Annotated in this window: 21 protein-coding genes; 10 read left to right on the forward strand and 11 right to left on the reverse strand. The window is 64.8% G+C overall.

All coding sequences use genetic code 11. The features are described from left to right. Nucleotide 1: 1 nt before the first annotated feature. Nucleotides 2-1,183 (reverse strand): penicillin-binding protein activator, encoded by a 1,182-nt coding sequence (locus ACGYLX_RS14980; RefSeq protein WP_394450441.1) that lies wholly within the window; start codon nucleotides 1,181-1,183, stop codon nucleotides 2-4. Nucleotides 1,184-1,270: 87 nt separating this feature from the next. Here ACGYLX_RS14980 and rsmI point away from each other — a divergent pair, with 87 nt between their 5' ends. The 4 genes from rsmI (at nucleotide 1,271) to ACGYLX_RS15000 (ending at nucleotide 4,504) form a co-directional block, all read left to right on the forward strand. After that, nucleotides 1,271-2,128: a 16S rRNA (cytidine(1402)-2'-O)-methyltransferase gene (gene rsmI / locus ACGYLX_RS14985; protein ID WP_394450443.1), complete on the forward strand. Its 858-nt coding sequence runs from the start codon at nucleotides 1,271-1,273 to the stop codon at nucleotides 2,126-2,128. A 22-nt stretch (nucleotides 2,129-2,150) separates the two neighbouring features. Beyond that, on the forward strand, nucleotides 2,151-2,549 hold the full coding sequence (locus ACGYLX_RS14990) for a YraN family protein (protein WP_394450628.1): 399 nt from the start codon (nucleotides 2,151-2,153) through the stop codon (nucleotides 2,547-2,549). Nucleotides 2,550-2,654: 105 nt separating this feature from the next. Beyond that, nucleotides 2,655-3,590 (forward strand): glutathione synthase, encoded by a 936-nt coding sequence (gene gshB / locus ACGYLX_RS14995; protein WP_394450445.1) that lies wholly within the window; start codon nucleotides 2,655-2,657, stop codon nucleotides 3,588-3,590. Then, nucleotides 3,587-4,504, forward strand: coding sequence for an alpha/beta hydrolase (locus ACGYLX_RS15000; RefSeq protein WP_394450447.1), 918 nt, complete (start codon nucleotides 3,587-3,589; stop codon nucleotides 4,502-4,504). The genes gshB and ACGYLX_RS15000 overlap by 4 nt, the downstream gene beginning before the upstream one ends. Here ACGYLX_RS15000 and ACGYLX_RS15005 read toward each other — a convergent pair. The 3 genes from ACGYLX_RS15005 to cobU form a co-directional block, all read right to left on the reverse strand. Continuing rightward, nucleotides 4,467-5,984 (reverse strand): YifB family Mg chelatase-like AAA ATPase, encoded by a 1,518-nt coding sequence (locus tag ACGYLX_RS15005; RefSeq protein WP_394450449.1) that lies wholly within the window; start codon nucleotides 5,982-5,984, stop codon nucleotides 4,467-4,469. The two genes, ACGYLX_RS15000 and ACGYLX_RS15005, sit on opposite strands and share 38 nt — an antisense overlap. A gap of 72 nt (nucleotides 5,985-6,056) precedes the next feature. Beyond that, nucleotides 6,057-6,638, reverse strand: coding sequence for a histidine phosphatase family protein (locus tag ACGYLX_RS15010; protein ID WP_394450452.1), 582 nt, complete (start codon nucleotides 6,636-6,638; stop codon nucleotides 6,057-6,059). Continuing rightward, nucleotides 6,635-7,156 (reverse strand): bifunctional adenosylcobinamide kinase/adenosylcobinamide-phosphate guanylyltransferase, encoded by a 522-nt coding sequence (cobU, locus tag ACGYLX_RS15015; RefSeq protein ID WP_394450454.1) that lies wholly within the window; start codon nucleotides 7,154-7,156, stop codon nucleotides 6,635-6,637. Before cobU ends, ACGYLX_RS15010 begins: the two co-directional genes overlap by 4 nt. Nucleotides 7,157-7,254: 98 nt before the next feature. Between cobU and ACGYLX_RS15020 the strand changes: the two genes are divergently transcribed. The 5 genes from ACGYLX_RS15020 to ACGYLX_RS15040 all read left to right on the forward strand — a co-directional run bounded on the left by ACGYLX_RS15020 (nucleotide 7,255) and on the right by ACGYLX_RS15040 (nucleotide 12,968). Continuing rightward, a complete protein-coding gene (locus tag ACGYLX_RS15020; protein WP_067265311.1) occupies nucleotides 7,255-8,133 on the forward strand; it encodes an RNA polymerase factor sigma-32 in 879 nt (292 codons plus the stop codon). Between the two features lie 81 nt (nucleotides 8,134-8,214). Beyond that, complete coding sequence (gene coaBC / locus ACGYLX_RS15025; RefSeq protein ID WP_394450456.1) at nucleotides 8,215-9,408, forward strand: bifunctional phosphopantothenoylcysteine decarboxylase/phosphopantothenate--cysteine ligase CoaBC; 1,194 nt, start codon at nucleotides 8,215-8,217, stop codon at nucleotides 9,406-9,408. A gap of 9 nt (nucleotides 9,409-9,417) precedes the next feature. Continuing rightward, nucleotides 9,418-9,870 carry a dUTP diphosphatase gene (gene dut / locus ACGYLX_RS15030; protein WP_394450458.1) on the forward strand — a complete coding sequence of 151 codons (453 nt, stop codon included), beginning with the start codon at nucleotides 9,418-9,420 and terminating at the stop codon, nucleotides 9,868-9,870. Beyond that, entirely contained in the window at nucleotides 9,870-10,907 is a 1,038-nt protein-coding gene (locus ACGYLX_RS15035) for a HesA/MoeB/ThiF family protein (protein ID WP_394450460.1), read from the forward strand. Before dut ends, ACGYLX_RS15035 begins: the two co-directional genes overlap by 1 nt. A gap of 48 nt (nucleotides 10,908-10,955) precedes the next feature. Next, nucleotides 10,956-12,968 (forward strand): M3 family metallopeptidase, encoded by a 2,013-nt coding sequence (locus ACGYLX_RS15040; protein WP_394450462.1) that lies wholly within the window; start codon nucleotides 10,956-10,958, stop codon nucleotides 12,966-12,968. A gap of 18 nt (nucleotides 12,969-12,986) precedes the next feature. On the opposite strand, the gene ACGYLX_RS15045 is transcribed toward ACGYLX_RS15040, so the two are convergent. The 6 genes from ACGYLX_RS15045 to ACGYLX_RS15070 all read right to left on the reverse strand — a co-directional run bounded on the left by ACGYLX_RS15045 (nucleotide 12,987) and on the right by ACGYLX_RS15070 (nucleotide 19,586). After that, nucleotides 12,987-13,925, reverse strand: coding sequence for a 2-hydroxyacid dehydrogenase (locus ACGYLX_RS15045; RefSeq protein WP_394450463.1), 939 nt, complete (start codon nucleotides 13,923-13,925; stop codon nucleotides 12,987-12,989). A 3-nt stretch (nucleotides 13,926-13,928) separates the two neighbouring features. Next, on the reverse strand, nucleotides 13,929-15,068 hold the full coding sequence (rodA, locus tag ACGYLX_RS15050) for a rod shape-determining protein RodA (RefSeq protein WP_067265296.1): 1,140 nt from the start codon (nucleotides 15,066-15,068) through the stop codon (nucleotides 13,929-13,931). After that, a complete protein-coding gene (mrdA, locus tag ACGYLX_RS15055) occupies nucleotides 15,065-17,014 on the reverse strand; it encodes a penicillin-binding protein 2 (protein ID WP_067265293.1) in 1,950 nt (649 codons plus the stop codon). The genes rodA and mrdA overlap by 4 nt, the downstream gene beginning before the upstream one ends. A 15-nt stretch (nucleotides 17,015-17,029) precedes the next feature. Then, the gene (locus tag ACGYLX_RS15060; RefSeq protein WP_067265291.1) at nucleotides 17,030-17,569 is read right to left on the reverse strand and encodes a rod shape-determining protein MreD; all 540 of its coding nucleotides are present in this window, start codon (nucleotides 17,567-17,569) and stop codon (nucleotides 17,030-17,032) included. Beyond that, nucleotides 17,566-18,468 (reverse strand): rod shape-determining protein MreC, encoded by a 903-nt coding sequence (gene mreC / locus ACGYLX_RS15065; protein ID WP_067265288.1) that lies wholly within the window; start codon nucleotides 18,466-18,468, stop codon nucleotides 17,566-17,568. Before mreC ends, ACGYLX_RS15060 begins: the two co-directional genes overlap by 4 nt. Nucleotides 18,469-18,539: 71 nt before the next feature. Further along, entirely contained in the window at nucleotides 18,540-19,586 is a 1,047-nt protein-coding gene (locus tag ACGYLX_RS15070) for a rod shape-determining protein (RefSeq protein WP_040700660.1), read from the reverse strand. A 189-nt stretch (nucleotides 19,587-19,775) separates the two neighbouring features. Between ACGYLX_RS15070 and ACGYLX_RS15075 the strand changes: the two genes are divergently transcribed. Beyond that, nucleotides 19,776-20,357 (forward strand): VOC family protein, encoded by a 582-nt coding sequence (locus tag ACGYLX_RS15075; RefSeq protein WP_067265286.1) that lies wholly within the window; start codon nucleotides 19,776-19,778, stop codon nucleotides 20,355-20,357. A gap of 454 nt (nucleotides 20,358-20,811) precedes the next feature. On the opposite strand, the gene ACGYLX_RS15080 is transcribed toward ACGYLX_RS15075, so the two are convergent. After that, nucleotides 20,812-22,380 (reverse strand): 2-isopropylmalate synthase, encoded by a 1,569-nt coding sequence (locus ACGYLX_RS15080; RefSeq protein WP_394450465.1) that lies wholly within the window; start codon nucleotides 22,378-22,380, stop codon nucleotides 20,812-20,814. Nucleotides 22,381-22,524: the final 144 nt, after the last annotated feature.

Below are 22,524 nucleotides of genomic sequence, written 5' to 3' on the forward strand. Positions count from 1 at the left end.
TTCAGAAACCAGCCCCGCCAAAGCCGCGCGGTGCCGGGTCGAGCACGACGACGCGGTTGTCGCGGATCGTGGCCACGGCCAAGGCGCGTTCGTTGGTGCCGTCGCGGCGCAGGCGGAAGATGCCGCTGGCGCCTTGGAAACCCGCCCCTTGGGTCAGCGCGGCCCCGGAAAGCGCGTTGGATTTGCCGCCCTTCACCAAGGAGCCGATTGCCGCGATCCCGTCAAAGGCCAGCCCGGCCAGAGGGTGCGGATCACTGCCATAGGCCGCGGTGTAACGGTTCGAGAAAGCACCGCTCGCCGCCCTGTCGGGCAGGGCGAACCAGCCGCCCTGAACGCCGGGCAGTTCCAGCGTTTGGGCGGGGATGTCCCACCGAGTCAGGCCGACATATTGCGTGGTGGCCGATTGAATGCCCGCCTCGGGCAGAAGCTGCGCGAAGAGCGGCAGAGCACTGGCCGAGGAGGTGGTGAGGAAGAGCGCATTGGCGCCGCTGCCTTCGACGGTTGCTTTGACGCGCGGCACGGCGGCCACGACCGACTCTTGGCTCAGCGCGTAATCGACGGTGCCTGCCAGCGTCGCGCCATTGGCGCTGATCGCTTGAACGATCGCGTCACGGCCCAACTGTCCGGCAAGGTCCTGACCATGCAGCACGACCATTTTGTCTTTGCCATTGCGCTTGGCAAAGCTCACCAACCGGTTGGCGGTATTGGCAAAGGTCGGCCCGAGCACGAAAACATTGCCGCCCGCGATGGTCGGGTTGTTCGAGAAGGAGATCACGTTAACCCCGGAGGAGGCCACCGCCACCCCAGCCGCATTAGCCGCTTCGCCGTAAACCGGGCCGAGGATGATCTTGGCCCCTTCATTCACCGCCTGCGCAGCGACGGATGCGGCTGTGCTGGCGTTGCCCGCAGTGCCATAAACGCGTAGATCGATCTGAACGCCGTCCAGATCGCGCATCGCAAGGCGCGCGGCGTTTTCGAGGTTCTTGGCCAGCAACTCATCACCGGCAGAGCCGCCCCGCGGGACCAAGAGCGCCACCGGAACGGGGGCCGCAGGGTCGATGCGCGGGCCGCCGGAATTGGCGCCGCCCGTGGCGACAGGCTGACAGGCCGCCAGCAGGACCGCGAAGAGCGGCAGCAAGAGCAGGTGCATCTTCTTGCGGATGGCGCGGAAACAGGCAATCATTTGTATTCACTCCCCGGTGGTGGCAAGACGACGATGGTCGCCGGAACATGGCCGCGATCATAGTGACTGCGAAAGGCGGGTCCAGCGTTGAAATTTGACAAGACAGAGCTAGCCCCGGGACTTTATTTCGTGGGCGTCCCCATCGGCACCGCACGCGATATCACGTTGCGCGCGCTCGACACGCTGGCCTCGGCGGATTTGCTGGCGGCAGAGGACACGCGCAGCCTGCGGCGGCTGATGGAAATTCATGGGGTGCCGCTTGATGGGCGCAAGGTGCTGGCGCTGCACGACCACAGCGGCACATCGGTGCAAGAGCGGCTGATCGCGGCCATCCGCGAGGGTAAATCAGTCGCCTATGCGTCGGAGGCGGGCATGCCGCTGATCGCCGATCCGGGGTTTGAATTAAGCCGCGCCGCAGCCGAAGCGGGTGTGATGCAGACCTGCGCGCCGGGACCATCGGCCGTGCTGACCGCGCTGGCCTTGGGCGCCCTGCCGACGGATGCATTTTTCTTTGCGGGTTTCCTGCCCAATAGTAAATCGGCCCGGATCGCGGCGCTGGAAAAGCTGCGCGACGTGCCGGGAACTCTGGTGTTCTACGAATCACCCAAACGGCTCGGCGCCATGCTGCGCGATGCGGCAACCGCACTGGGCGCGGGGCGCAAGGCGGCAATGTGCCGGGAGTTGACCAAGAAATTCGAAGAGATTCAGCGCGATACCCTCGAAAATCTCGCCGAGCTTTATCAAGCGAAGGCACCAAAAGGCGAAGTGGTCGTGCTGATTGATCGCAGCCGTTCAGACTCTGTTAATCACCTTGACCTAGAAACAGATTTGCAACGGGCGCTTACAGAAATGTCGATGCGTGACGCTGTCGATTTGGTGGCGCAGGCCCATGGCCTGCCACGGCGGCAGGTCTATCAAGCGGCATTGGCGCTCGGCAAAGGTTAGAACACGGGGCGGAGCAATGAAAATGCCGCAGGGTGATACGGGGATACGAACTGCGGCCAAGCGCCAACGGGGGCGCATGGCCTATCACGCCGGGATCGCCGCCGAAAACCGGATCGCGCAAGACTATGAGAGGCGCGGTTTTGCCATCGCGCGCCGCCGTTGGCGGGGCCGCGCTGGTGAAATTGATTTGATCCTGCGCGATGGGGCTGCCTTGATCTTTGTCGAGGTGAAACAAAGTCGTAGTTTCGCAAGGGCTGCCGAAAGCCTTTCCGCCCGACAAATGCAGCGCATCTATCGCTCCGCCGAGGAATTTCTTGCCGGCGAACCTGCAGGAAGCCTGACCGAGGTGCGCTTTGACGTGGCGCTTGTCGATGGGCAGGGGGCCACCGAAATCATCGAAAACGCCTTTGGCCACGGCTGACCCATTGCGCATAGGCCCCTGCTGCGCCATCTAAGAAGCGATCCCAGAAGCCTGCACCGTCGGTCCGGGTCGGATCACGACAAAGGTAAGCAGCGGGGGACGCCGATGAAAATCGCCTTTCAAATGGACCCGATCGGGGACGTGAACATCAACGCCGACAGCAGCTTTCGGCTGGCCGAAGAGGCGCAGGCGCGGGGGCATGAGCTGTTCTTCTACACGCCCGATCATCTGGCGTACCAAGAGGGGCGGATCACCGCGCGGGGCTATGACTTTACCGTGCAGCGCGTGCAGGGCGATCATGCCCGGTTCGGAGAAGAGCGCGAGGTCGATTTGGCGGATTTCGACGTGGTCTGGCTGCGTCAGGACCCGCCTTTCGACATGCATTACATCACCTCGACCCACCTGCTGGACCGGCTGAAAGAAACCACCTTGGTGGTCAACGATCCTTTTTGGGTCCGCAATTACCCCGAAAAACTCCTGGTTCTCGACTTCCCCGATCTGACGCCGCCCACCACGATTGCACGCGACCTTTCGACCATCAAAGCCTTCAAGGCGAAGCATGGCGATGTGATCTTGAAACCGCTTTACGGTAATGGCGGGGCTGGTGTGTTCCGGCTGGACGCCAATGACCGCAACCTCATCTCGCTGCATGAATTGTTCACCGGCTTCTCGCGTGAGCCGCTCATTGTTCAGAAATTCCTGCCTGCCGTATCCAAAGGTGACAAGCGCGTCATCCTCGTGGACGGGGAGCCGGTGGGCGCGATCAACCGCGTCCCGGCGGAGGGTGAGACACGGTCGAACATGCATGTCGGCGGGCGGCCTGAGAAGGTCGGGCTGACCGAGCGCGATCTGGAGATCTGCGCCGCCATCGGGCCATTGCTTAAAGAAAAGGGCCAAATCTTTGTCGGGATCGATGTGATCGGCGATTATCTGACCGAGATCAACGTGACCTCTCCCACCGGCATTCAAGAGCTGGAACGGTTCGATGGCGAGAATATCGCCGGAAAAATCTGGGAGGCGATTGAGGCTAAGCGCGGGTGAGCCTGCGCCAGCATCTTCTGAACCGCTACCTGCGTCTGACAGAGAAACCTTTGCTGGCGCATGCAAACCCGCAGTTCCTGCGGGCCACGATGGAGATGCAGGCGCGGCTCTTTTTTAAAGGGCCGCGCGAGGTGCATGCGGAATGGCGTGATCTGCCGGGGGCGGGACCGGCGCTTTGGCTTACGCCGCCGCAGGCCTCCGAGCGGCGTGTGATCCTCTACGTTCATGGCGGCGGGTTCGTGTTTGGCAGTCCGGAGACGCACCGGGCGATGGTCGCGCGCCTATCCCTGCTGACCGGTGCGCGGGCGGTGCTGCCGCGCTATGCGCGGGTGCCAGAGGCGGCTTTTCCCAAGCCTGCGCAAGACATCCGCGCGGCGTGGGATGCGCTTGGTCAGATGGGCATCGCGGCGGGGGACATCGTGATTGGCGGCGACAGCGCGGGCGGCGCGCTGGTCTTTGACCTGTTGGCGCAGCTTTGCCGCGAAGGGGCGGCGCTGCCTGCTGGCGCCTTTGGGCTTTCCCCTTTGTTGGACCTGACGTTTTCGGGCCCGAGTTTCACTCAGAATGCCGAAAGCGACGTGTTGTTGCCCGCCGCCCGCGCGACGGAAATGGCGCGGCTCTATCTTCAGGGGCAGAATGCGGAGAGCCCCCGGGCGAGTCCCATTCTCGCCGATTTCAATGGCGCACCGCCCGTCTGGCTCACCGTAAGTGACAGCGAAATCCTGCGCGATGACAGCCGCCGATTGGCGGCCCGTCTGCGCGAAGCGGGCGTGTCGGCCACCTTGCAGGAGGTCCATGACCTGCCACATGTCTGGCCGCTGTTTCAGAACCACCTGCCCGAGGCGCGGCAGAGCCTCGCGGCCCTCGCCGATTGGATCAATGCCCTGCCGTCGGATCGGGCAGGCGAAAACTGATCGCCTCGGCCATATGGGGGCGGCGGACCTCGGGTTCCCCCGCAAGATCGGCGATGGTGCGCGCGACACGCATGACCCGGTGATACCCGCGCGCCGACAGGGAAAACCGTTCCGCTGCGCGCAGAAGCAGCGTGCGCGCTTCGGCATCCGGGCTGACGACGGTTTCGAGCAGGTCACCCGCCGCATCGGCATTGGCCGAAATCCCGTCATGCGGCGCGTAGCGCGTGGATTGAAGCGCCCGCGCGGCGGCGACCCTTGCCGCGACCTCGGCCGAGGTCTCGCCGTTGGCGGGCAGGTTGAGGTCGCTGTAGCTGACGGGCGGCACGTCGACGCGCAGGTCGAAACGGTCCATCAACGGGCCTGAGATGCGGCCCAAATAGTCTTCGCCGCAGGCCGGGACGCGGGCACAGGCGCGGGCTGGGTCGGGCAGGTAGCCGCATTTGCAGGGGTTTGCCGCCGCGACGAGCATGAAGCGGCAGGGGTATTTCACATGGGCATTGGCGCGTGCGATCATGACCTCGCCAGTCTCGATCGGTTGACGCAGGGTTTCGAGGACCGTGCGGTTGAACTCGGGGAACTCGTCCATGAAAAGCACGCCGTTATGGGCGAGAGATGCCTCCCCTGGACGCGCCTGCCGACCGCCGCCGATGATCGCAGCCATAGAGGCCGTGTGATGTGGCTCGCGAAAGGGGCGGCTGCGGGAAATGCCGCCCTCATCCAGCAGCCCGGCGAGGGAGTGGATCATCGAGGTCTCAAGCGCTTCACCTGCCGTCAGCGGCGGCAGGATGCCGGGCAGCCGCGCGGCCAGCATGGATTTCCCCGACCCCGGCGTGCCGACCAGCATCAGGTGATGCCGCCCGGCGGCGGCGATCTCCAACGCGCGCTTGGCGCGTTCTTGGCCTTTGACCTCGCGCAGGTCGCGGCCCGCCAATGCGAGGGGCACCTCCCCCGGCTCAGCGGGGGCGATCGGTACTTGCCCGGTGTAGTGGCGCACCACGTCGCCCAGATTTGCGGCGGCGATGACCTGTGTCTTGCCCACCCATGCGGCCTCCGCCCCCGACCCTGCGGGGCAGAGCAGGCTTCGGTCCTCGGCGGCGGCGGCCATGGCGGCGGGCAAGGCGCCGACCACGGGCATCAGCGTCCCGTCGAGCGAAAGCTCTCCCAAAGCCACCACATTTTGGGTGATGTCATCGGGCAGGATATCCAGCGCCGAGAGCAGCGCCAGCGCGATGGGCAGGTCGAAATGGCTGCCTTCCTTGGGCAGGTCGGCGGGGGAGAGATTGACGGTGATGCGTTTGGACGGCAGCGCGATGGCCAAGGCGCTGAGCGCCGTGCGCACCCGGTCGCGGGCTTCCGACACGGCCTTGTCCGCCAGTCCGACGATCGAAAAGCCCGGCAGCCCGGCGGTGACCGCGCATTGCACCTCGACGATGCGCGCGTCGACCCCTTGAAATGCGACCGTATAGGCCCGCGACACCATTACCCCTGCTCCGTCTTGCTATGGTTAATCGGTAGGCAAGACGGGTTTAGGAATAGTTAACGGCACTGTGGGTCAGGGCGTATGATTGATCCCTTCGACCCGCCATTGGCCGTTGTCATGGGACAGATGCGTCACCGAGAGGTTGTCGATCTTATGGGCCATCGCCTCCAGCGGGCCGCCACCTTGGGCCTCCTGCACCTGCGTGAGGATCACGCCGAAATGCGCCACGGCGATCACATGGGCATTGGGGTGGGCCGCGTTGATCCGTGCCACCACCCGGTCGACGCGCGCCTTGGTCTGGTTCCAGCTTTCGCCCTCGGGGGCCATGACATCGCCGGGGGTCTCCCAATAGGCGCGGCTGAGGTCCGGGTCACGCGCGGCGACTTCAGAGAAATGCAGCCCGTCCCAAGCGCCGAAATGCAGCTCGCGCAGCTCATGCTCATGGGGCAGGCGGCGGCGGGAGGGCTGGGCCAGCGCATCCGCCGTATGCACAGCGCGGATCAGGTCCGAGGAGACGAGCAGCGCCTCATCCGGCAGATGCAGGTTCAACCGCGCCAGTCGGGGCGCATCGGAAAGGTCCGCCGGGACATCGCGCCAGCCGACGAAGTTCTTCTCATGGGTCGGGCCGTGGCGCACCCAGTGCCAAATGGTCATGGCATCTCCCCTTTCAACAGTTGCGGCAGGCCGACGACGACCTGCACCACCGTCTCTGCCTCGGCGGCCAAGGCGATGTTGAGCCGCCCCTGCGCCTCGCGGAATTGGCGGGCCATGGCGTTCTCGGGCACGATGCCTTGGCCGACCTCGTTCGAGACCACGATCCAATGCGCGGCGCAGCCCCGCAGGGCCTGCAAAAGCTGCGCCTGCGCGGCCTCCAGATCGCTGCCTTCCATCAGGTGATTGCTCAGCCACATGGTTGCGCAGTCGATCAGCACGATTTCGCCGGCGGGCAGTTTCGCCAGCGGTTCGGTCAGATCGAGCGGGCATTCGACGGTGCGCCACCCCGCATCGCGCCTTGCTTGATGCTTGTTCACGCGTTCTTGAACTTCGTCATCCCAGATGCGACCGGTGGCAAGGTAAGTCTTTGACATGCCGCTGGAATTTACGAGGGTCTCTGCCCATTCCGACTTGCCCGAGGCCGCCCCGCCTAGGGCAAAGGTAGTTCTAGGCAACATCTTCTCACCAAATATTTGAACCAAATGGCACGTCTCTGCGTATCTCCACCAAAGGCCCATCACAAGGTGCGCCGCGCATTTCTCAAGGGGGATACCAAATGTCATTGCAAACCGCTCGCGAATTTTCACTCACCCGCACCGCAATGAAGGCCGAATTGCTCGATGCCGAAACGGAGTTGGAATTGGCCTATGCGTGGCGCGATCACCGGGATGAGGCCGCGTTGCACCGTTTGATCACCGCCTACATGCGTCTGGCGATTTCGATGGCGGGCAAGTTCAAGCGCTACGGCGCGCCGATGAACGATCTGATCCAAGAGGCGGGTCTGGGCCTGATGAAAGCCGCCGACAAATTTGACCCCGACCGCGGCGTGCGTTTCTCGACCTATGCGGTCTGGTGGATCAAGGCGAGCATTCAAGACCACGTGATGCGCAATTGGTCGATGGTGCGGACGGGGTCGACCTCCTCTCAGAAATCGCTGTTTTTCAACATGCGTCGCGTGCAGGCCCGTTTGGAGCGTGAGGCCACGGCCATGGGCGAGACGCTGGACAAGCACCAGCTGCGCCAGATGATCTCGACCGAAATCGGCGTGCCGCTGCATGATGTCGAGATGATGGAAGGCCGCCTGTCGGGTTCGGACTATTCGCTGAACGCCACGCAGAGCGCTGAGGATGAGGGCCGCGAGTGGATCGAAGCACTGGCTGATGAAAGCGCGCAGGCGGCGGAGCGTGTCGAGGAAGAGCATGACACGGCGCAGCTGCGCAACTGGTTGCTGGCGGCAATGCAGGGCCTGTCCGAGCGTGAGCAATTCATCGTGCGCGAACGCAAGTTGCGGGATCCTGCGCGTACTTTGGAAAGCCTTGGCGATGAACTCAGCCTCAGCAAAGAGCGGGTCCGCCAGCTTGAGGCCGCGGCCTTTGGCAAGATGCGCAAGTCGCTTGAGATGCAATCGCGTGAGGTCTTTGCCTTTCTGGCCTGACCCCGCATCGCGATGCCCGCCGGGGCTGGCAGATTTCCCCGCCCCGGATTAAGGTCTCCCTAATGCAAACGGGGGGCCTTTATGCTGTCGGGCAAACATATTCTGCTGATCATCGGCGGCGGCATTGCCGCCTATAAATCCCTCGATCTGATCCGGCGTCTGCGCGAGCGTGGGGCCAAGGTAATGCCGGTGCTGACCCGTGCGGGCGAAGAGTTCGTCACCCCGCTTTCCGTATCTGCACTGACCGGCGTGAAGGTCTTTCGTGATCTCTTCGACCTCGGTGATGAGGCCGAGATGGGGCATATCCAACTGAGCCGCGCGGCGGACCTTTTGGTGGTCGCCCCCGCCACGGCAGACCTGATGGCCAAAATGGCGCAGGGGGCGGCGAATGATTTGGCCTCAACCTTGCTTTTGGCCACCGATACGCCGGTGCTGCTGGCACCTGCGATGAACGTGCGGATGTGGCAGCACCCCGCGACGCAGCGCAACATCGCTACTCTGCGCGGCGATGGCATCGCCATGGTCGGGCCGAATGACGGTGACATGGCCTGCGGCGAATACGGGCCGGGGCGGATGGCCGAACCGCTTGAGATTGTCGCGGCTGTTGAGGCGCGGCTGGGGCAGGGGCCGCTTGCGGGCAAGCGCATCCTCGTCACCTCCGGCCCGACGCATGAGCCGATCGACCCGGTGCGCTATATCGCCAACCGCTCTTCCGGGGCGCAGGGCACAGCCATCGCGCGGGCGCTGGCGGATCTGGGGGCCAAGGTCGTCTTTGTCACCGGCCCCGCCGAGGTCGCCCCGCCCGAGGGGGTCGAGGTCGTGCCGGTGCAAACGGCGCAAGAGATGATGCAGGCGGTAGAGGCTGCTCTGCCCGCCGATGCCGCCGTCTTTGCCGCCGCGGTGGCCGATTGGCATGTGCAGGGGGCAGGGGACCGTAAGCTGAAGAAATCTAAAGACGGGCTGCCCAGCCTGTCTTTCGCGGAAAACCCCGATATCCTGAAAACCGTCAGCCAGCGTGGCGAAGGCCGCCCGCCGCTCGTCGTAGGCTTCGCCGCCGAGACCGACGACGTGCTGGCCCATGCCACCGCGAAACGCGTGCGCAAGGGCTGTGACTGGATCGTCGCCAATGACGTCTCCCCCGCCACCGGCATTATGGGCGGGCGCGAGAATGCCGTGACGCTGATCACCGACGCGGGCGCAGAGGACTGGCCGCGCATGGGCAAAGATGCCGTGGCCGCCCGTCTGGCCGAACGTATCGCCGCGGCACTTGCCTGAGGGGGCGCTATGACCACGATCAAACTCTGCTGGGCCGATGGCGCGGACCGCAGCCTGCCACTGCCCGCCTATGAAAGCGCCGGGGCGGCGGGGGCGGACCTGCGGGCCAATCTGCCCGGCGGCACGGTCACCTTGGCCCCCGGCGCCCGGGCGCTGATCTCCACCGGGTTGCAGATGGCGATCCCGCAGGGGTTCGAGGTGCAGATCCGCCCGCGCTCGGGTCTCGCGCTGAAGCATGGGATCACCCTGATCAACAGCCCCGGCACCATCGACAGCGATTATCGCGGCGTCGTGGGGGTGATCATGGGCAATATGGGGGCGGAGGCCTTCACCGTCGAACATGGCATGCGCATCGCCCAGATGGTCGTGGCCCCGGTGGTGCAGGCGGGCTTTGATCTGGCCGAGCGCCTTGATGAGACCGCGCGCGGCGCGGGCGGGTTTGGCTCGACGGGGGCGCAGTGATGCTGGCTGTTTTGATCATCGCGGCGGCGCTTTGGTTTGGCGGCGGCTTCCTCGGCCTGCCGCGCGGGCTGCGCGCGGGGCTGGTCGGGCTGATGTATCTGGCGCTGGTCGCGCTGCATCTGCTGTTTCCGGCCACCCATCCGCTGCGCCTCGCCACCGGCGGCAGTGCCGCGCCTTGGCTGCTGCTGGGCGGCTTCGTTGCGCTGGTGATGCTCTACCGGCAGGGGCTGGCGACCCTGCGCGCGCGCGCCACGCCGGACGCGCCGACTGAAGCCCCCGCCTCGGGCCGTTTTTCGGAGAGTGAGTTGAACCGCTACGCCCGGCACATCGTGCTGCGTGAGGTCGGCGGCCCCGGGCAAAAGGCGCTGAAGAACGCGAAGGTGCTCGTCGTCGGTGCGGGCGGTCTCGGCGCGCCCGTGCTGCAGTACCTCGCCGCGGCGGGCGTGGGCTCCATCGGGGTGATCGACGACGACGCGGTGGAGAACGCGAACCTACAACGGCAGGTGATCCACAAGGACGCCGCCATCGGCACGCCCAAGGTCTTTTCGGCCGAGGCCGAGATGCTGGCGCAGAACCCCCACGTCACCGTGCGCCCCTACCATCGCCGTCTGACCGACGAGATCGCCGAGGATCTGGTGGCCGACTATGACCTCGTGCTCGACGGGACCGACAATTTCGACACCCGCTACCGGGTCAATGCCGCCTGCGTTGCGTCGGGCACGCCGCTCATCTCGGGGGCGCTCAGCCAATGGGAGGGGCAGCTCAGCGTCTTCGATCCCGCCCGCGGCGCGCCCTGTTATCGCTGCATCTTCCCCGAAGCGCCGGCAGCGGGGCTTGCGCCTTCCTGCGCCGAGGCCGGGGTGATCGGGCCACTGCCCGGCGTGATCGGCACGATGATGGCGCTGGAGGCCGTGAAACTCATCACCGGGGCGGGCAGCGTGCTGCGCGGCGAGATGATGATCTACGACGGGCTTTACGGCGAGACCCGCAAGATCGGCCTCAAACGCCGGGCGGGCTGCGAAACCTGCGGCGGGTGATTGCAAGTCACCCCGGCGCGCCCCATCTTGGGCGCAAAGGAGACCTGCATGACCAACCCGCTTCTGACCGATTGGGAGACTCCCTTCGGCATCGCCCCCTTTGACCGCATTTCCGACAATGATTTCGCCCCCGCTTTGGAGGAGGCGCTCACCGCCCACCGGGCCGAGATCGACGCCATCGCCGAGAACCCCGAAGCCCCCAGCTTCGCCAATACCATCGAGGCGCTGGAAGCCTCCGGCGCGGCGCTCGACAAGGTTCTGAGCGTCTTCTTCACCGTGGCGGGCGCGGACAGCAACCCGGCGCGCGAGGCACTGCAGCGCGACTTCTCGCCCAAGCTCGCCGCGCATCAGTCGGCGATCTCGGGCAACGAGAAACTCTTCGCCCGCATCAATGCCGTTTGGGAGGCGCGCGACAGTCTCGACCTCAGCGAGGAACAGGCCCGCGTGCTGACGCTGACGCACCGTGGCTTCGTCCGCTCAGGCGCCGCGCTGACGGGGTCGGAGGCCGAGCGCATGAAGGAGATCAAGGCGCGGCTGGCTGTGCTGGGCACGCAGTTTACCCAGAACCTGCTGGCGGATGAGCGCGACTGGTTCATGCCGCTGTCCGAGGACGATCTGACCGGCCTGCCGGATTTCGTGATCGATGCCGCCCGGGCTGCAGGCGAAGAAAAGGGCACGCAAGGCCCGGTGGTCACGCTGTCGCGCTCGCTCATCACGCCCTTCCTGCAATTCTCGGACCGCCGCGACCTGCGCGAGAAAGCGTTCCGCGCGTGGGAAGCCCGCGGTGCGAACGGCGGCGAAACCGACAACCGAGAGATCGCGGCCGAGACGCTGGCCCTGCGCAAGGAGCGCGCGGCGCTTCTGGGCTACGACAACTTCGCCGCCTACAAGCTCGAAACCGAGATGGCCAAGACGCCCGCCGCCGTGCGCGACCTGCTGATGTCGGTCTGGAAACCGGCCAAGGCGCAGGCCGACGCCGATGCCGAGGTGCTGACCGCGCTGATGCGCGAGGACGGCGTGAACGGGGCGCTGGAGCCTTGGGACTGGCGCTACTACGCCGAGAAGCGGCGCGCGGCGGAGCATGATCTCGATGAGGCGGCGCTGAAACCCTATTTCCAGCTCGACCGGATGATCGACGCGGCCTTCGACTGCGCCAACCGGTTGTTTGGGCTGGAGTTCGCAGCCCTCGACGTGCCGCTCTACCACCCCGACTGCCGGGCGTGGGAAGTGACGCGGGACGGCCAGCATGTGGCGGTCTTCATCGGTGATTATTTCGCGCGCGGCTCGAAACGGTCGGGCGCGTGGTGCTCGGCGATGCGCGCGCAGGCGAAGTTCCCGCGCGAACAGGCGCCCGTGGTGATCAACGTCTGCAATTTCGCCAAGGGCGACCCGGCGCTACTGTCCTACGACGACGCCCGCACGTTGTTCCACGAGTTCGGCCATGCGCTGCACCAGATGCTCTCGGACGTGACCTATGAAAGCGTCAGCGGCACCTCGGTGGCGCGCGACTTCGTGGAGTTGCCGAGCCAGCTTTACGAGCACTGGCTGGACCAGCCCGAGGTGCTGCAGAAATTCGCGACCCATGCGCGGACGGGCGAGGCCATGCCGCCTGAGATGCTCGACAAGGTGCTGGCCGCCGCGACCTTCGACATGGGCTTTCAGACGGTGGAATATATCGCCTCCGCCCTTGTCGATCTGGAGTTCCACGACGGCGAACCACCTGCCGATCCGATGGCGAGACAGGCCGAGGTGCTCAGCAGCATCGGCATGCCGCAGGCGATCCGCATGCGCCACGCCACCCCGCAGTTCGCGCATGTGTTTTCAGGCGATGGCTATTCCAGCGCCTATTACAGCTACATGTGGTCCGAGGTGATGGACGCCGACGCCTTTGCCGCCTTCGAGGAAGCGGGCGGCGCCTTTGACGCGGAGCGCGCCGAGGCGTTGGAGGAGCACATCCTTTCGACTGGCGGCAGCCGTGATCCGGCGGAGCTTTACACCGCCTTCCGGGGGCGTCTGCCGGGGGTTGAGGCGCTGCTCAAGGGGCGCGGGCTGGCCGCCTGAGCCTTGCCGCGTCCGGGGTCAATATCCCCGGTCGCGGTCCACCAGATGCAGCAGGGGCTCGCCGGCCTCGCTGCGGCGGATGTTTTCCGCGATGACTTCCGAGGCCGTGTCGTTGCGCGTGGCCGCCGCGATATGCGGGGTCACGGTGACCTTCGGATGCGCCCAATAGGGGTGATCCTCGGGCAGCGGCTCTACCCGGAAGACATCGAGCGTTGCATGGGCGATCTGCCCGCTATTGAGAGCTGCCAAGAGCGCATCGTCGTCGATCAGCGGCCCGCGACCGGGGTTGATGATGAAGGCACCCTCGGGCATTTGCGCGAGCGTCTCGGCATTCAGAACGTTCTGCGTGGCGGGCGTGTCGGGCATCAGGAGCACGGCGATCTCGGCGCGTTTGAGCGCCTCCGTCAGCCCTTCGTCGCCATGCAGGCAACGTACCCCCTCGATCTGCTTTTCGCTGCGCGACCAGCCGGTCACGTCAAAGCCCAGACCCACCAGCGCCTCGGCCACCGCTTGGCCGAGCGCGCCGATGCCCAACACCGCCACGCTGCGCTCGCGGGCCAGCGGCGGCGTGCGCGGCGCCCATTTGGCATCCTTGCGCAGGATATCGGTATCCATCCCCAGATGATGGCGCAGCACATGGCCCGTACACCATTCCACCATGCCGTGGGTCAGGCCAAAATCCACCATCCGCGCCAGCGGGATCTTCAAGGTCTCGTTGCCGGTGATCGCCTCCACCCCGGCCCAGAGGTTCAGCACCGCCTTGGCGCGGGTATAGGGGGTGAAATCCTGCAAAACGCTGTTGGGGGCATAGACGATATAGTCGACCTCTTCGGGCGGCAGATCGGTGGCCAGCGTGAAATTCTGCCCCGGCAGTGCTTTGCGGAGCGCTTCGTTCAAAGGCTGTTCGTAGCCGTCCCAGCGTTCGGCTTTAGCGGCGAAGAGAATGTTGATCGTCATGAATTACCTCGGTCTATGAACATGCGCCGATTGCACCAAGCCGAAGGCCAGCAGCAGCACCAGCATGGCCGAGCCGCCATAGCTCACCATCGGCAGGGGCACGCCGACCACGGGGGCCAGCCCCATGACCATCGACATGTTAACGGCGAAAAAGAGAAAGAAGTTAAGTGCGATGCCAAGGGTTAGCAGGCTTGAGAAGCGGTCCTTGTTCTTCACCGCCGAGGCCACGCAGAACAGGATGATTAGCGCGTAAAGCCCCAGCAGGGAGACGCCTCCGACGAAGCCGAACTCTTCGGCCAATGTGGTGAAGATGAAATCGGTGTGTTTCTCGGGCAGGAAGTTCAGCCGCGATTGGGTGCCCTGCATATAGCCGCGCCCCGACCAGCCGCCCGAGCCAAGCGCGATCTTGGACTGGGTGATGTGATAGCCCGCGCCAAGCGGGTCTTGGCTGGGGTCGAGAAAGGTGTCGATGCGGCGGTATTGGTAGTCTTTCAGCAATTGCCACGGTGTTCCGCGCGACTGGAAGACGGCGGTGACCAGCCCGATGGCGGCGGTGATGACGGCGGCGAAATAGGCCCAATGCACGCCCGCGAGGAACATCAGCCCGCCCCCTGCAGTCAGCAGCAGGATCGAGGTGCCAAGGTCGGGCTGTTTCAGCACCAGCGCGGTGGGGATCACGATGATCAGAATGGGCACCAGCACCCAGAAGGGGCGGGACACCTTCTTGACCGGTAGCCAGTCGTAATAGGCCGCCAGAAACAGGACCAGCGTGATCTTCATCAGTTCCGACGGTTGCAGCCGCATGAAGCCGATGTCGATCCAACGCTGCGCGCCCATGCCGACAGAGCCGAAAAGTTCGACCGCGACCAGCAGCACCAAGGTCGCCCCATAGGCCACGCCCGACAGGTTGCGCCAAAGCCAGATCGGCACCATCGCCACGGTGAACATGATCGCCATGCCCATGGCGAAACGTTTCATCTGCGGTTCGGCCCAAGGGGAGAATGACCCGCCCGCAACCGAATAGAGCATCAGAAAACCGACGCCCGCGACACTGGTCAGCAGGATCGCCAGCGGCCAGTTCATAAAGAGGATCTTGCGCAGCCCTGTGGGGACGGATTTGACCGTATGCTCAAGATAGCTCATGCCTGATCCTCCCCCTCTAGATTGGCGGTGGTCTCGGGCGTGGTGTTGCGCAGTTCCTCTTGCTGGGTGGCGATGCGGCCCCGGTCGGACTTAGGGTAGGCTTCGAGTGGCGGCTCGCCCCCCGCCATGGCCTGCAACATCACGTCGCGTGCGATCGGGGCTGCGGCTGTCGAGCCGCCGCCGCCGTGCTCCACCAATACGCAGGCTGCGTATTTCGGTTTGTCATAGGGCGCAAAGCAGACAAAGAGCGCGTGGTCGCGGCGTTCCCACGGCAGGTCGGCGTTGCTGGTCACGCCGCGGGCGCGTTCGGCGGCGGTGATGTTGCGCACCTGACTGGTGCCGGTTTTGCCTGCCATGCGCATCGTGTCGTCGATGATGCGGCTGCGGTAGCCGGTGCCGCGGCGATCGTTCACCACATCGTACATCGCCTTGCGCAATTGGCGCAGGTTGTTTTCGTTCAGCCCCATCGGTTCGCCCGCGCCGCTGGGTTGCTCCACCCCGTCGATGGATTTGATCAGCCGCGGCGTCACCGCGCGGCCCGTGGCGATCCGCGCGCTCATCACCGCCAATTGCAGCGGGGAGGAGAGGGTGAAACCCTGCCCGATAGAGGCGTTGACCGTGTCACCCACGACCCAATCCTCACCCCGGGCCGAGCGTTTCCACTGTTTCGTGGGCGCCAGCCCGCCCGCGACCGACGACAGCGCCAGATCATGTTTGATCCCAAGGCCAAAGCGGTTCGCCATGGCGGTGATCTTTTCGATCCCGACTTTTACGGCCAGATCGTAGTAATAGACGTCGCAGGATTGTTTCAGCGAATGTTGCAGATCGACCCAGCCGTGGCCCGCGCGTTTCCAGCAGTGGAACCGCCGCCCCGCGACTTCCAGATGGCCGGGGCAATAGACCGTCTCATCGGGGGTGACGATGCCCTCTTCGATGGCGGCAAGCGCCACGATCATTTTGAAGGTCGAGCCGGGCGGGTAGGTGCCCTGTATGGGTTTGTTCACCAGCGGGCGGTATTTGGAATTGAGCAGCGGGTTGTAATCCGCCGAAGAGATGCCGCCGATAAAGAGGTTCGGGTCGTAGCTGGGCGAGGACGCAAGCGCGGCCAGATCGCCATTCTCGCAGTCGATGATGACCACGGCGGCGCTTTCCTCGCCCAGACGGGCCTGCACATAGCGTTGCAGATTGGCGTCCACGGTCAGTTGCAGATCGGCCCCGGCCTGCCCCTCGCGCCGCTCCAACTCGCGCATCACGCGGCCCGTGGCGTTCACCTCCACATGTTTGGTGCCCGCCGCACCGCGCAGCAGGTTTTCGGCGCGGGCTTCGACGTTGATCTTGCCGATTTGAAAACGCGGGATGCGCAGCACCTGATCGGGGTTCTCCAGCGCGTCGAGGTCGGCTTGGCTCACCCGGCCTACGCGGCCCACCACATGAGCGAAATCCGCGCCGCGCGGGTAGACGCGGGTCAGGCCCACTTCGGGCGTGACGCCGGGCAGGGCCGGGGCGTTGACGCTGACCTTGCTCACGACTTCCCAACTCACGTCATCGACGATGGTGACGGGCAGGAAGGGGGCAGAGCGCGACATTTCGGTCATGGCGCGTTCGCGGGTCTCCTCGTCGATCTCGATGACTTGGGCGAGCCGCTCCATCACGGCTTCCACGTCGCCCGCATCTTCGCGGACCATGACGATCCGGTAGGAGGGCACGTTATCGGCAAGCTGTATGCCGTTGCGGTCGAAAATCTCACCCCGGGCGGGGGGGATCAGGCGGATGTTGATGCGGTTCTCTTCGGCCAGCAGGCGGAACTGATCGGCCTGATCGACCTGTAGATAGCGCATGCGCGCGGCCAGCCCGCCCATGAACAGCAGTTGCGCCCCGCCCAAAAGGGCGGCGCGGCGCGTCAGGCGCGTGTGGGTTGCATCATTGTCGGCGCGGCTTCGTCTCATCTCATCGCTCCCCGATCACACCCGTTTGCCAAGCGCATCCAGATCGCCCGGCGCGGTCTTGCGCACGCCCATGATACCATGGGTCACCGCCACGATCAGCGGATAAGCGAGCGTCGTCAGTGCCAATTCCGTGAGGTTCAGCGTCAGCGAAGGCGTCGGCACCAGCGCAAGGCTCAGCAGAATTCGGTTGGCGAAGATCACCATGGTCAAGATCACCGCCACGGTCAGCCATTCGGCGGCAAAGCTCGCATCCCGCAGGTGCCGCCCCCGCGATTTGAGGTTCTCGACCCCGATCAGGGCCAGCACCGCCCAAAGGCCGGGGGGGCGTTGCAGCAACAGGTCCGCCAGCAGAAAGACCAGCGCCAGAAAAAGCGAGGGCACGTATTCGGGCCGTCTAAGCCCCCAAGCGCAGGCAAAGCCCAGCAGCAGGTCCGGCCCGGCCCAAGCCCGCGGGGTCGTCTCAAGAGGGAGAAGGTGGAAGAACAGGATCACCAGCGCCAGCGCGACAAAGCTCAGGCGCATGACCCAAAGGCGGCTGCGCGACAGATCGGTCATGGCTGCACCCCGACCGGCGCTGCCGGATCGGCCAAGGGGCCGTCGGAGGTGATGACATGGGCGGTGTCCGGCACGGTTTCATTGCCGTGGTGTCGCAGCACGCGCAGGAATTCCAACCGCTCGTAATCCGCCGCCAGCCGCACGCGCAGCCGCCCGCCCGGATCGGCAGCGACCTGACCGATCAGGATGCCTGCCGGAAAGACGCCGCCATCGCCCGAACTGATCACCCGGTCACCGGGGCGGACCAGCTCGCGGTTCTCAATGAAGTCGAGCGGTGGAGCCGCGCTGTTGTCGCCCGCCACGATGGCACGCTGGCCCGAGGGCTGGATCGTCGCCGGAATGCGGCTGGAGGCGTCGGTCAACAGGATCACCCGCGCGGTGTTCTTGCCCACCCCCGCGATGCGGCCCACAAGGCCAATGCCGTCCATCGTGGCCCAGCCCTCGACCAGCCCATCGCGCGCGCCGACGTTCAGGAGCACCGATTGGCGGTAGGGCGAGCCGCTGTCGGCCAGCACCGTGCCGGTGATGAACGTGAGACGCGGGTCAAGCCGCACGTTGTTGAGGTCCAGAAGCCGGGCGTTCTCTTGCTCAAGCTGAAGCGCCGCCTCTTTCCACGCCTGCATCTGCCGCAGTTCCGAGCGCAGCTCGCGGTTCTGCTCGCTCAGGCGCTGGTAGCTTTGGAAGTCGCGCAGCAGGTTGATGGTGCCGGTGACCGGGGCCATGGCCCAGTCGAGATTGGGCACGAAACGGTCGGTGACCTGCGCGCGAAAGCGTTCAACGCGGGGGCTGTCGATGCGCCACAGCAGGAAGATGCCGGTCAGCGCCAATACCAGCACGACCAGCAACAACCGGCGCAGCGGGCCGGTGAAATCGCTGGAACTGGAACGGTCCTTGGCCATCTATGCCGAAACTCCCACCCGGTCAGGCGGGGCGTCTTCGCCGCGTGCCGGGTCTGGCTAACTTGCCAGGGTTAACTGTCGTAGTCGATCGCGTGGCGCAGCTGTTTCTCGTATTCCAGCGCCTTGCCGGTGCCGAGGGCCACGCAGTTGAGCGGCTCATCCGCGACCGAGATCGCAAGGCCGGTCTGCTCGCGCAGCGCCAGATCGAGATCACCCAGCAGCGCGCCGCCGCCCGTGAGCATGACGCCGCGGTCAACGATGTCGGCGGCAAGGTCGGGCGGGGTGGTCTCCAGCGCGGTCATCACCGCCTCGCAGATCTGCTGCACCGGCTCGGCCAGCGCCTCGGCGATCTGGGCTTGGGTGACTTCGATCTCTTTCGGCACGCCGTTCAACAGGTCGCGGCCACGGATCTGCATCGAGGTGCCGCGCCCGTCGTCGGGCATCCGCGCCGTGCCGATGGAGGTCTTCACCCGCTCGGCCGTGGTCTCCCCGATCAGGAGGTTCTGCTGGCGGCGCAGGTAGCTGATGATGCCCTCGTCCATCCGGTCACCGCCGACGCGGACCGAGCGGGCATAAACGATGTCGCCCAGCGAGAGCACCGCGACTTCGGTCGTGCCGCCGCCGATGTCGACGACCATATTGCCTGTGGGGTCGGTGATCGGCATCCCCGCGCCGATGGCCGCGGCGATAGGCTCTGCAATCAGGCCGGCGCGGCGCGCGCCTGCCGACAGCACCGACTGGCGGATCGCGCGTTTCTCAACCGGGGTGGCGCCATGCGGCACGCAGACGATGATCTTGGGTTTCGAGAAGGTCGAGCGCTTGTGCACCTTGCGGATGAAGTGCTTGATCATCTCCTCGGCGGTGTCGAAATCCGCGATGACACCTTCGCGCATTGGGCGGATCGCCTCAATGCTGCCCGGGGTGCGGCCCAGCATGAGTTTCGCATCCTCACCCACGGCGAGCACTTTCTTGACGCCGTCCTTGACGTGATAGGCCACAACCGAAGGTTCGCTCAGCACGATGCCCTTGCCCTTGACGTAAACCAGCGTGTTCGCGGTGCCGAGGTCGATCGCCATATCAGAGGAGAACAGGCCGCGGAATTGATCGAGGATGGACATAGAGTAGCGGAGCCTTGCAACTATTCGGACAGGCCCGCCTGCATGGGTCCACGCGCGGGCTATTGGCTCTTATAGGGCGCACGGGGTCAGGGTGAAAGGGGCAAGACCGCAAAGGTGGCGCGATATTGCCGCCGCGCTATCATAGAGTGGAATATTTAGGGCGCAGCACAGGCGGAGGTCGGCGATACCATGCAGAAGATACAGACACTTGGGGTGCATCACATCACCCTCACCGGGGCGGACCGGCAAAGCTCGATCGACTTTTGGGAGGGGGTGTTGGGGATGCCTTTCATCTTTGACCAGCCCAATCTTGATGACCCGGACGAGGGGCATTTGTATTTCGATCCCGGCGATGGTCGGCTGATTACGATCTTCACCAATGAGAACCGCAAGCGGGTGCACAACCGCACGCCGATGGACCCGGGCTGCGTGCATCATCTGGCCTTCGAGGTGGACCGCGCGATGTTCGATCAGGTGCCCGCGCGGTTGGAGGCGCGGGGCATCGGGCATTCCGGCGTGAAGGACCGGGGCTTCATGCATTCGATCTATTTCAAGGACCCGTTGGGGCTGTTGATCGAACTGGCCTGCTACACTTTCATCCCGCCGCGTGGGTCGAGCCATGCAGAGGTGATGCTGGAGGCCCACAAACTGCGCGTGGCGGCGGGGGATGATCATATCCAGCGCCAGCATCTCGCGGATGCAGTGGTGAAGATCGTGGAGCGGGGGCAGGCGTCGCTGAGTGACGATCGCGGGGCGAAGAATCCGTATTGAGGGGGCTCATGCCACCGGCCCGGAATCAAGCCGCAGGCGCCGGGCCATCGCCTGCCCGCCCGTCACGCCAAAGGCGTGCCGATATACACTGGCGCACCTTTGGTGCGACCGGGTAGGCGATTTGGTGAGGCTGGGTGCGACCTTGCGAGCGCACATCATGGTTGAGCCATAAAGTGGCACGGGGCACCCGCTGGATCGCCAACCCGCGGGCAGGCGGTGCCCCTCGGTTGACGAATGCCTCCCCAGCCCGGAATCAAGCCGCAGGCGCCGGGCATCGCCTGCCCGCCCGGACGGGGAGGCGATTTAGGGAGGCTGGGTATGCCATTTTGAGGGTGCGCCATGGCAGATCAATAAAGTGGTATGAACTAAGGTTTGGTTCGCCACCCCGCGGGCAGGCGATGCCCTACTTCCATACTGTATACGTAAAAAGGCGGGGTTGCCCCCGCCCTATCATTCAACTCACATCTTTATAATTAATCTCGCGCTTGTCCGTGCCGCCCTTCTCGCGCCGCACCAACAGGCGGTTCAGCGCGTGGATATAGGCTCGCACGCTCGCCACCACGGTATCGGTATCCGCCGACTGGCCGGTCACGATCCGGCCCTCTTCCTCCATCCGCACGGAAACCGTCGCCTGCGCGTCGGTGCCTTCGGTTACCGCATGCACCTGATAAAGCTGCAACCGCGCGGAATGCGGCACCAGCGCCTTGATGCAGTTGAACGCCGCATCGACGGGGCCGTCGCCGGTCTGGTTCGTGGTCTGCTCTGCGCCGTCGATCTCAAGTATCATGTCGGCGGTCTGCGGGCCATCGGTGCCGCAAACGACCTTGAGCGATTTCAGGCGAATGCGGTCTTCCTCGGGGTCCGTCGCGGTGCGCATCAGCGCGATGAGGTCGTCTTCGTAGATTTCCTTCTTGCGGTCGGCCAGTTCCTTGAACCGCACGAAGACATCCTTGAGCTGGTTGTCGCCCAGTTCAAACCCGAGGTCTTCGAGCTTGGACCGCAGCGCGGCGCGGCCCGAGTGTTTGCCCATGACGATGTTGGTTTCAGTGAGGCCCACGTCCTCGGGGCGCATGATCTCGAAAGTCTCGGCGTTCTTCAGCATGCCGTCTTGGTGGATGCCGCTTTCGTGCGCGAAGGCGTTCTTGCCGACAATGGCCTTGTTGAATTGCACGGCAAAGCCCGACACGGCGGCGACACGGCGCGAGATGTTCATGATCTTGCGGCTGTCGATGCGGGTCTCATAGGGCATGATGTCATTGCGCACCTTGAGCGCCATGACGACCTCTTCCAGCGCGGTATTGCCCGCGCGTTCGCCCAAGCCATTGATGGTGCATTCGATCTGCCGCGCGCCAGCCTCGACGGCAGCGAGACTGTTGGCCGTCGCCATGCCCAGATCATTGTGACAATGCGTGGCAAAGACGATCTCATCCGCGCCGGGCACGTTTTCCAGAAGCTTCGCGATCAGATCGGCGCTCTCGCGCGGGGCGGTGTAGCCCACGGTGTCGGGGATGTTGATCGTCGTGGCACCCGCCTTGATGGCGATCTCCACCACCCGGTAGAGATAATCAAGCTCGGTCCGCGTGGCATCCATCGGCGACCATTGCACGTTGTCGCAGAGGTTGCGCGCGTGGCTCACCGTCTCATGGATGCGGTCGGCCATCTCGTCTTGGGTGAGGTTCGGAATGGCGCGGTGCAGGGGCGAGGTGCCGATGAAGGTGTGAATGCGCGGCTGGGCTGCGTGTTTCACCGCTTCCCAGCAACGGTCGATATCGCCCAGTTGCGCCCGGGCAAGGCCGCAGATCACGGAATTCTGGCTCTGCCGCGCGATCTCGGACACCGCTTTGAAATCACCTTCTGAGGCGATGGGAAAGCCGGCCTCGATGATGTCGACGCCCATCTCGTCCAAGAGCGAGGCGATCTCAAGCTTCTCGGCATGGGTCATCGTCGCCCCGGGGGATTGTTCGCCATCCCGCAAGGTGGTGTCAAAAATCAGCACACGGTCCTGTTTCGTCATATCTGTCATCCTGGGTTCTTTCTTTGCTGGTATCCTTGGCGCGCAACACATCCCTCTGAGCGGGCGCGCCGAAGGGCACGCTCAGAGGCGGATTAGGTGCAGCAAGTTGGCGCGCAGCAGGCCCGCGCAGTTGCGCGGCAGGGTCGGGATATG

The organism is Sulfitobacter sp. 1A13496 (genome assembly GCF_043557225.1).
Taxonomy (GTDB): domain Bacteria; phylum Pseudomonadota; class Alphaproteobacteria; order Rhodobacterales; family Rhodobacteraceae; genus Sulfitobacter; species Sulfitobacter faviae.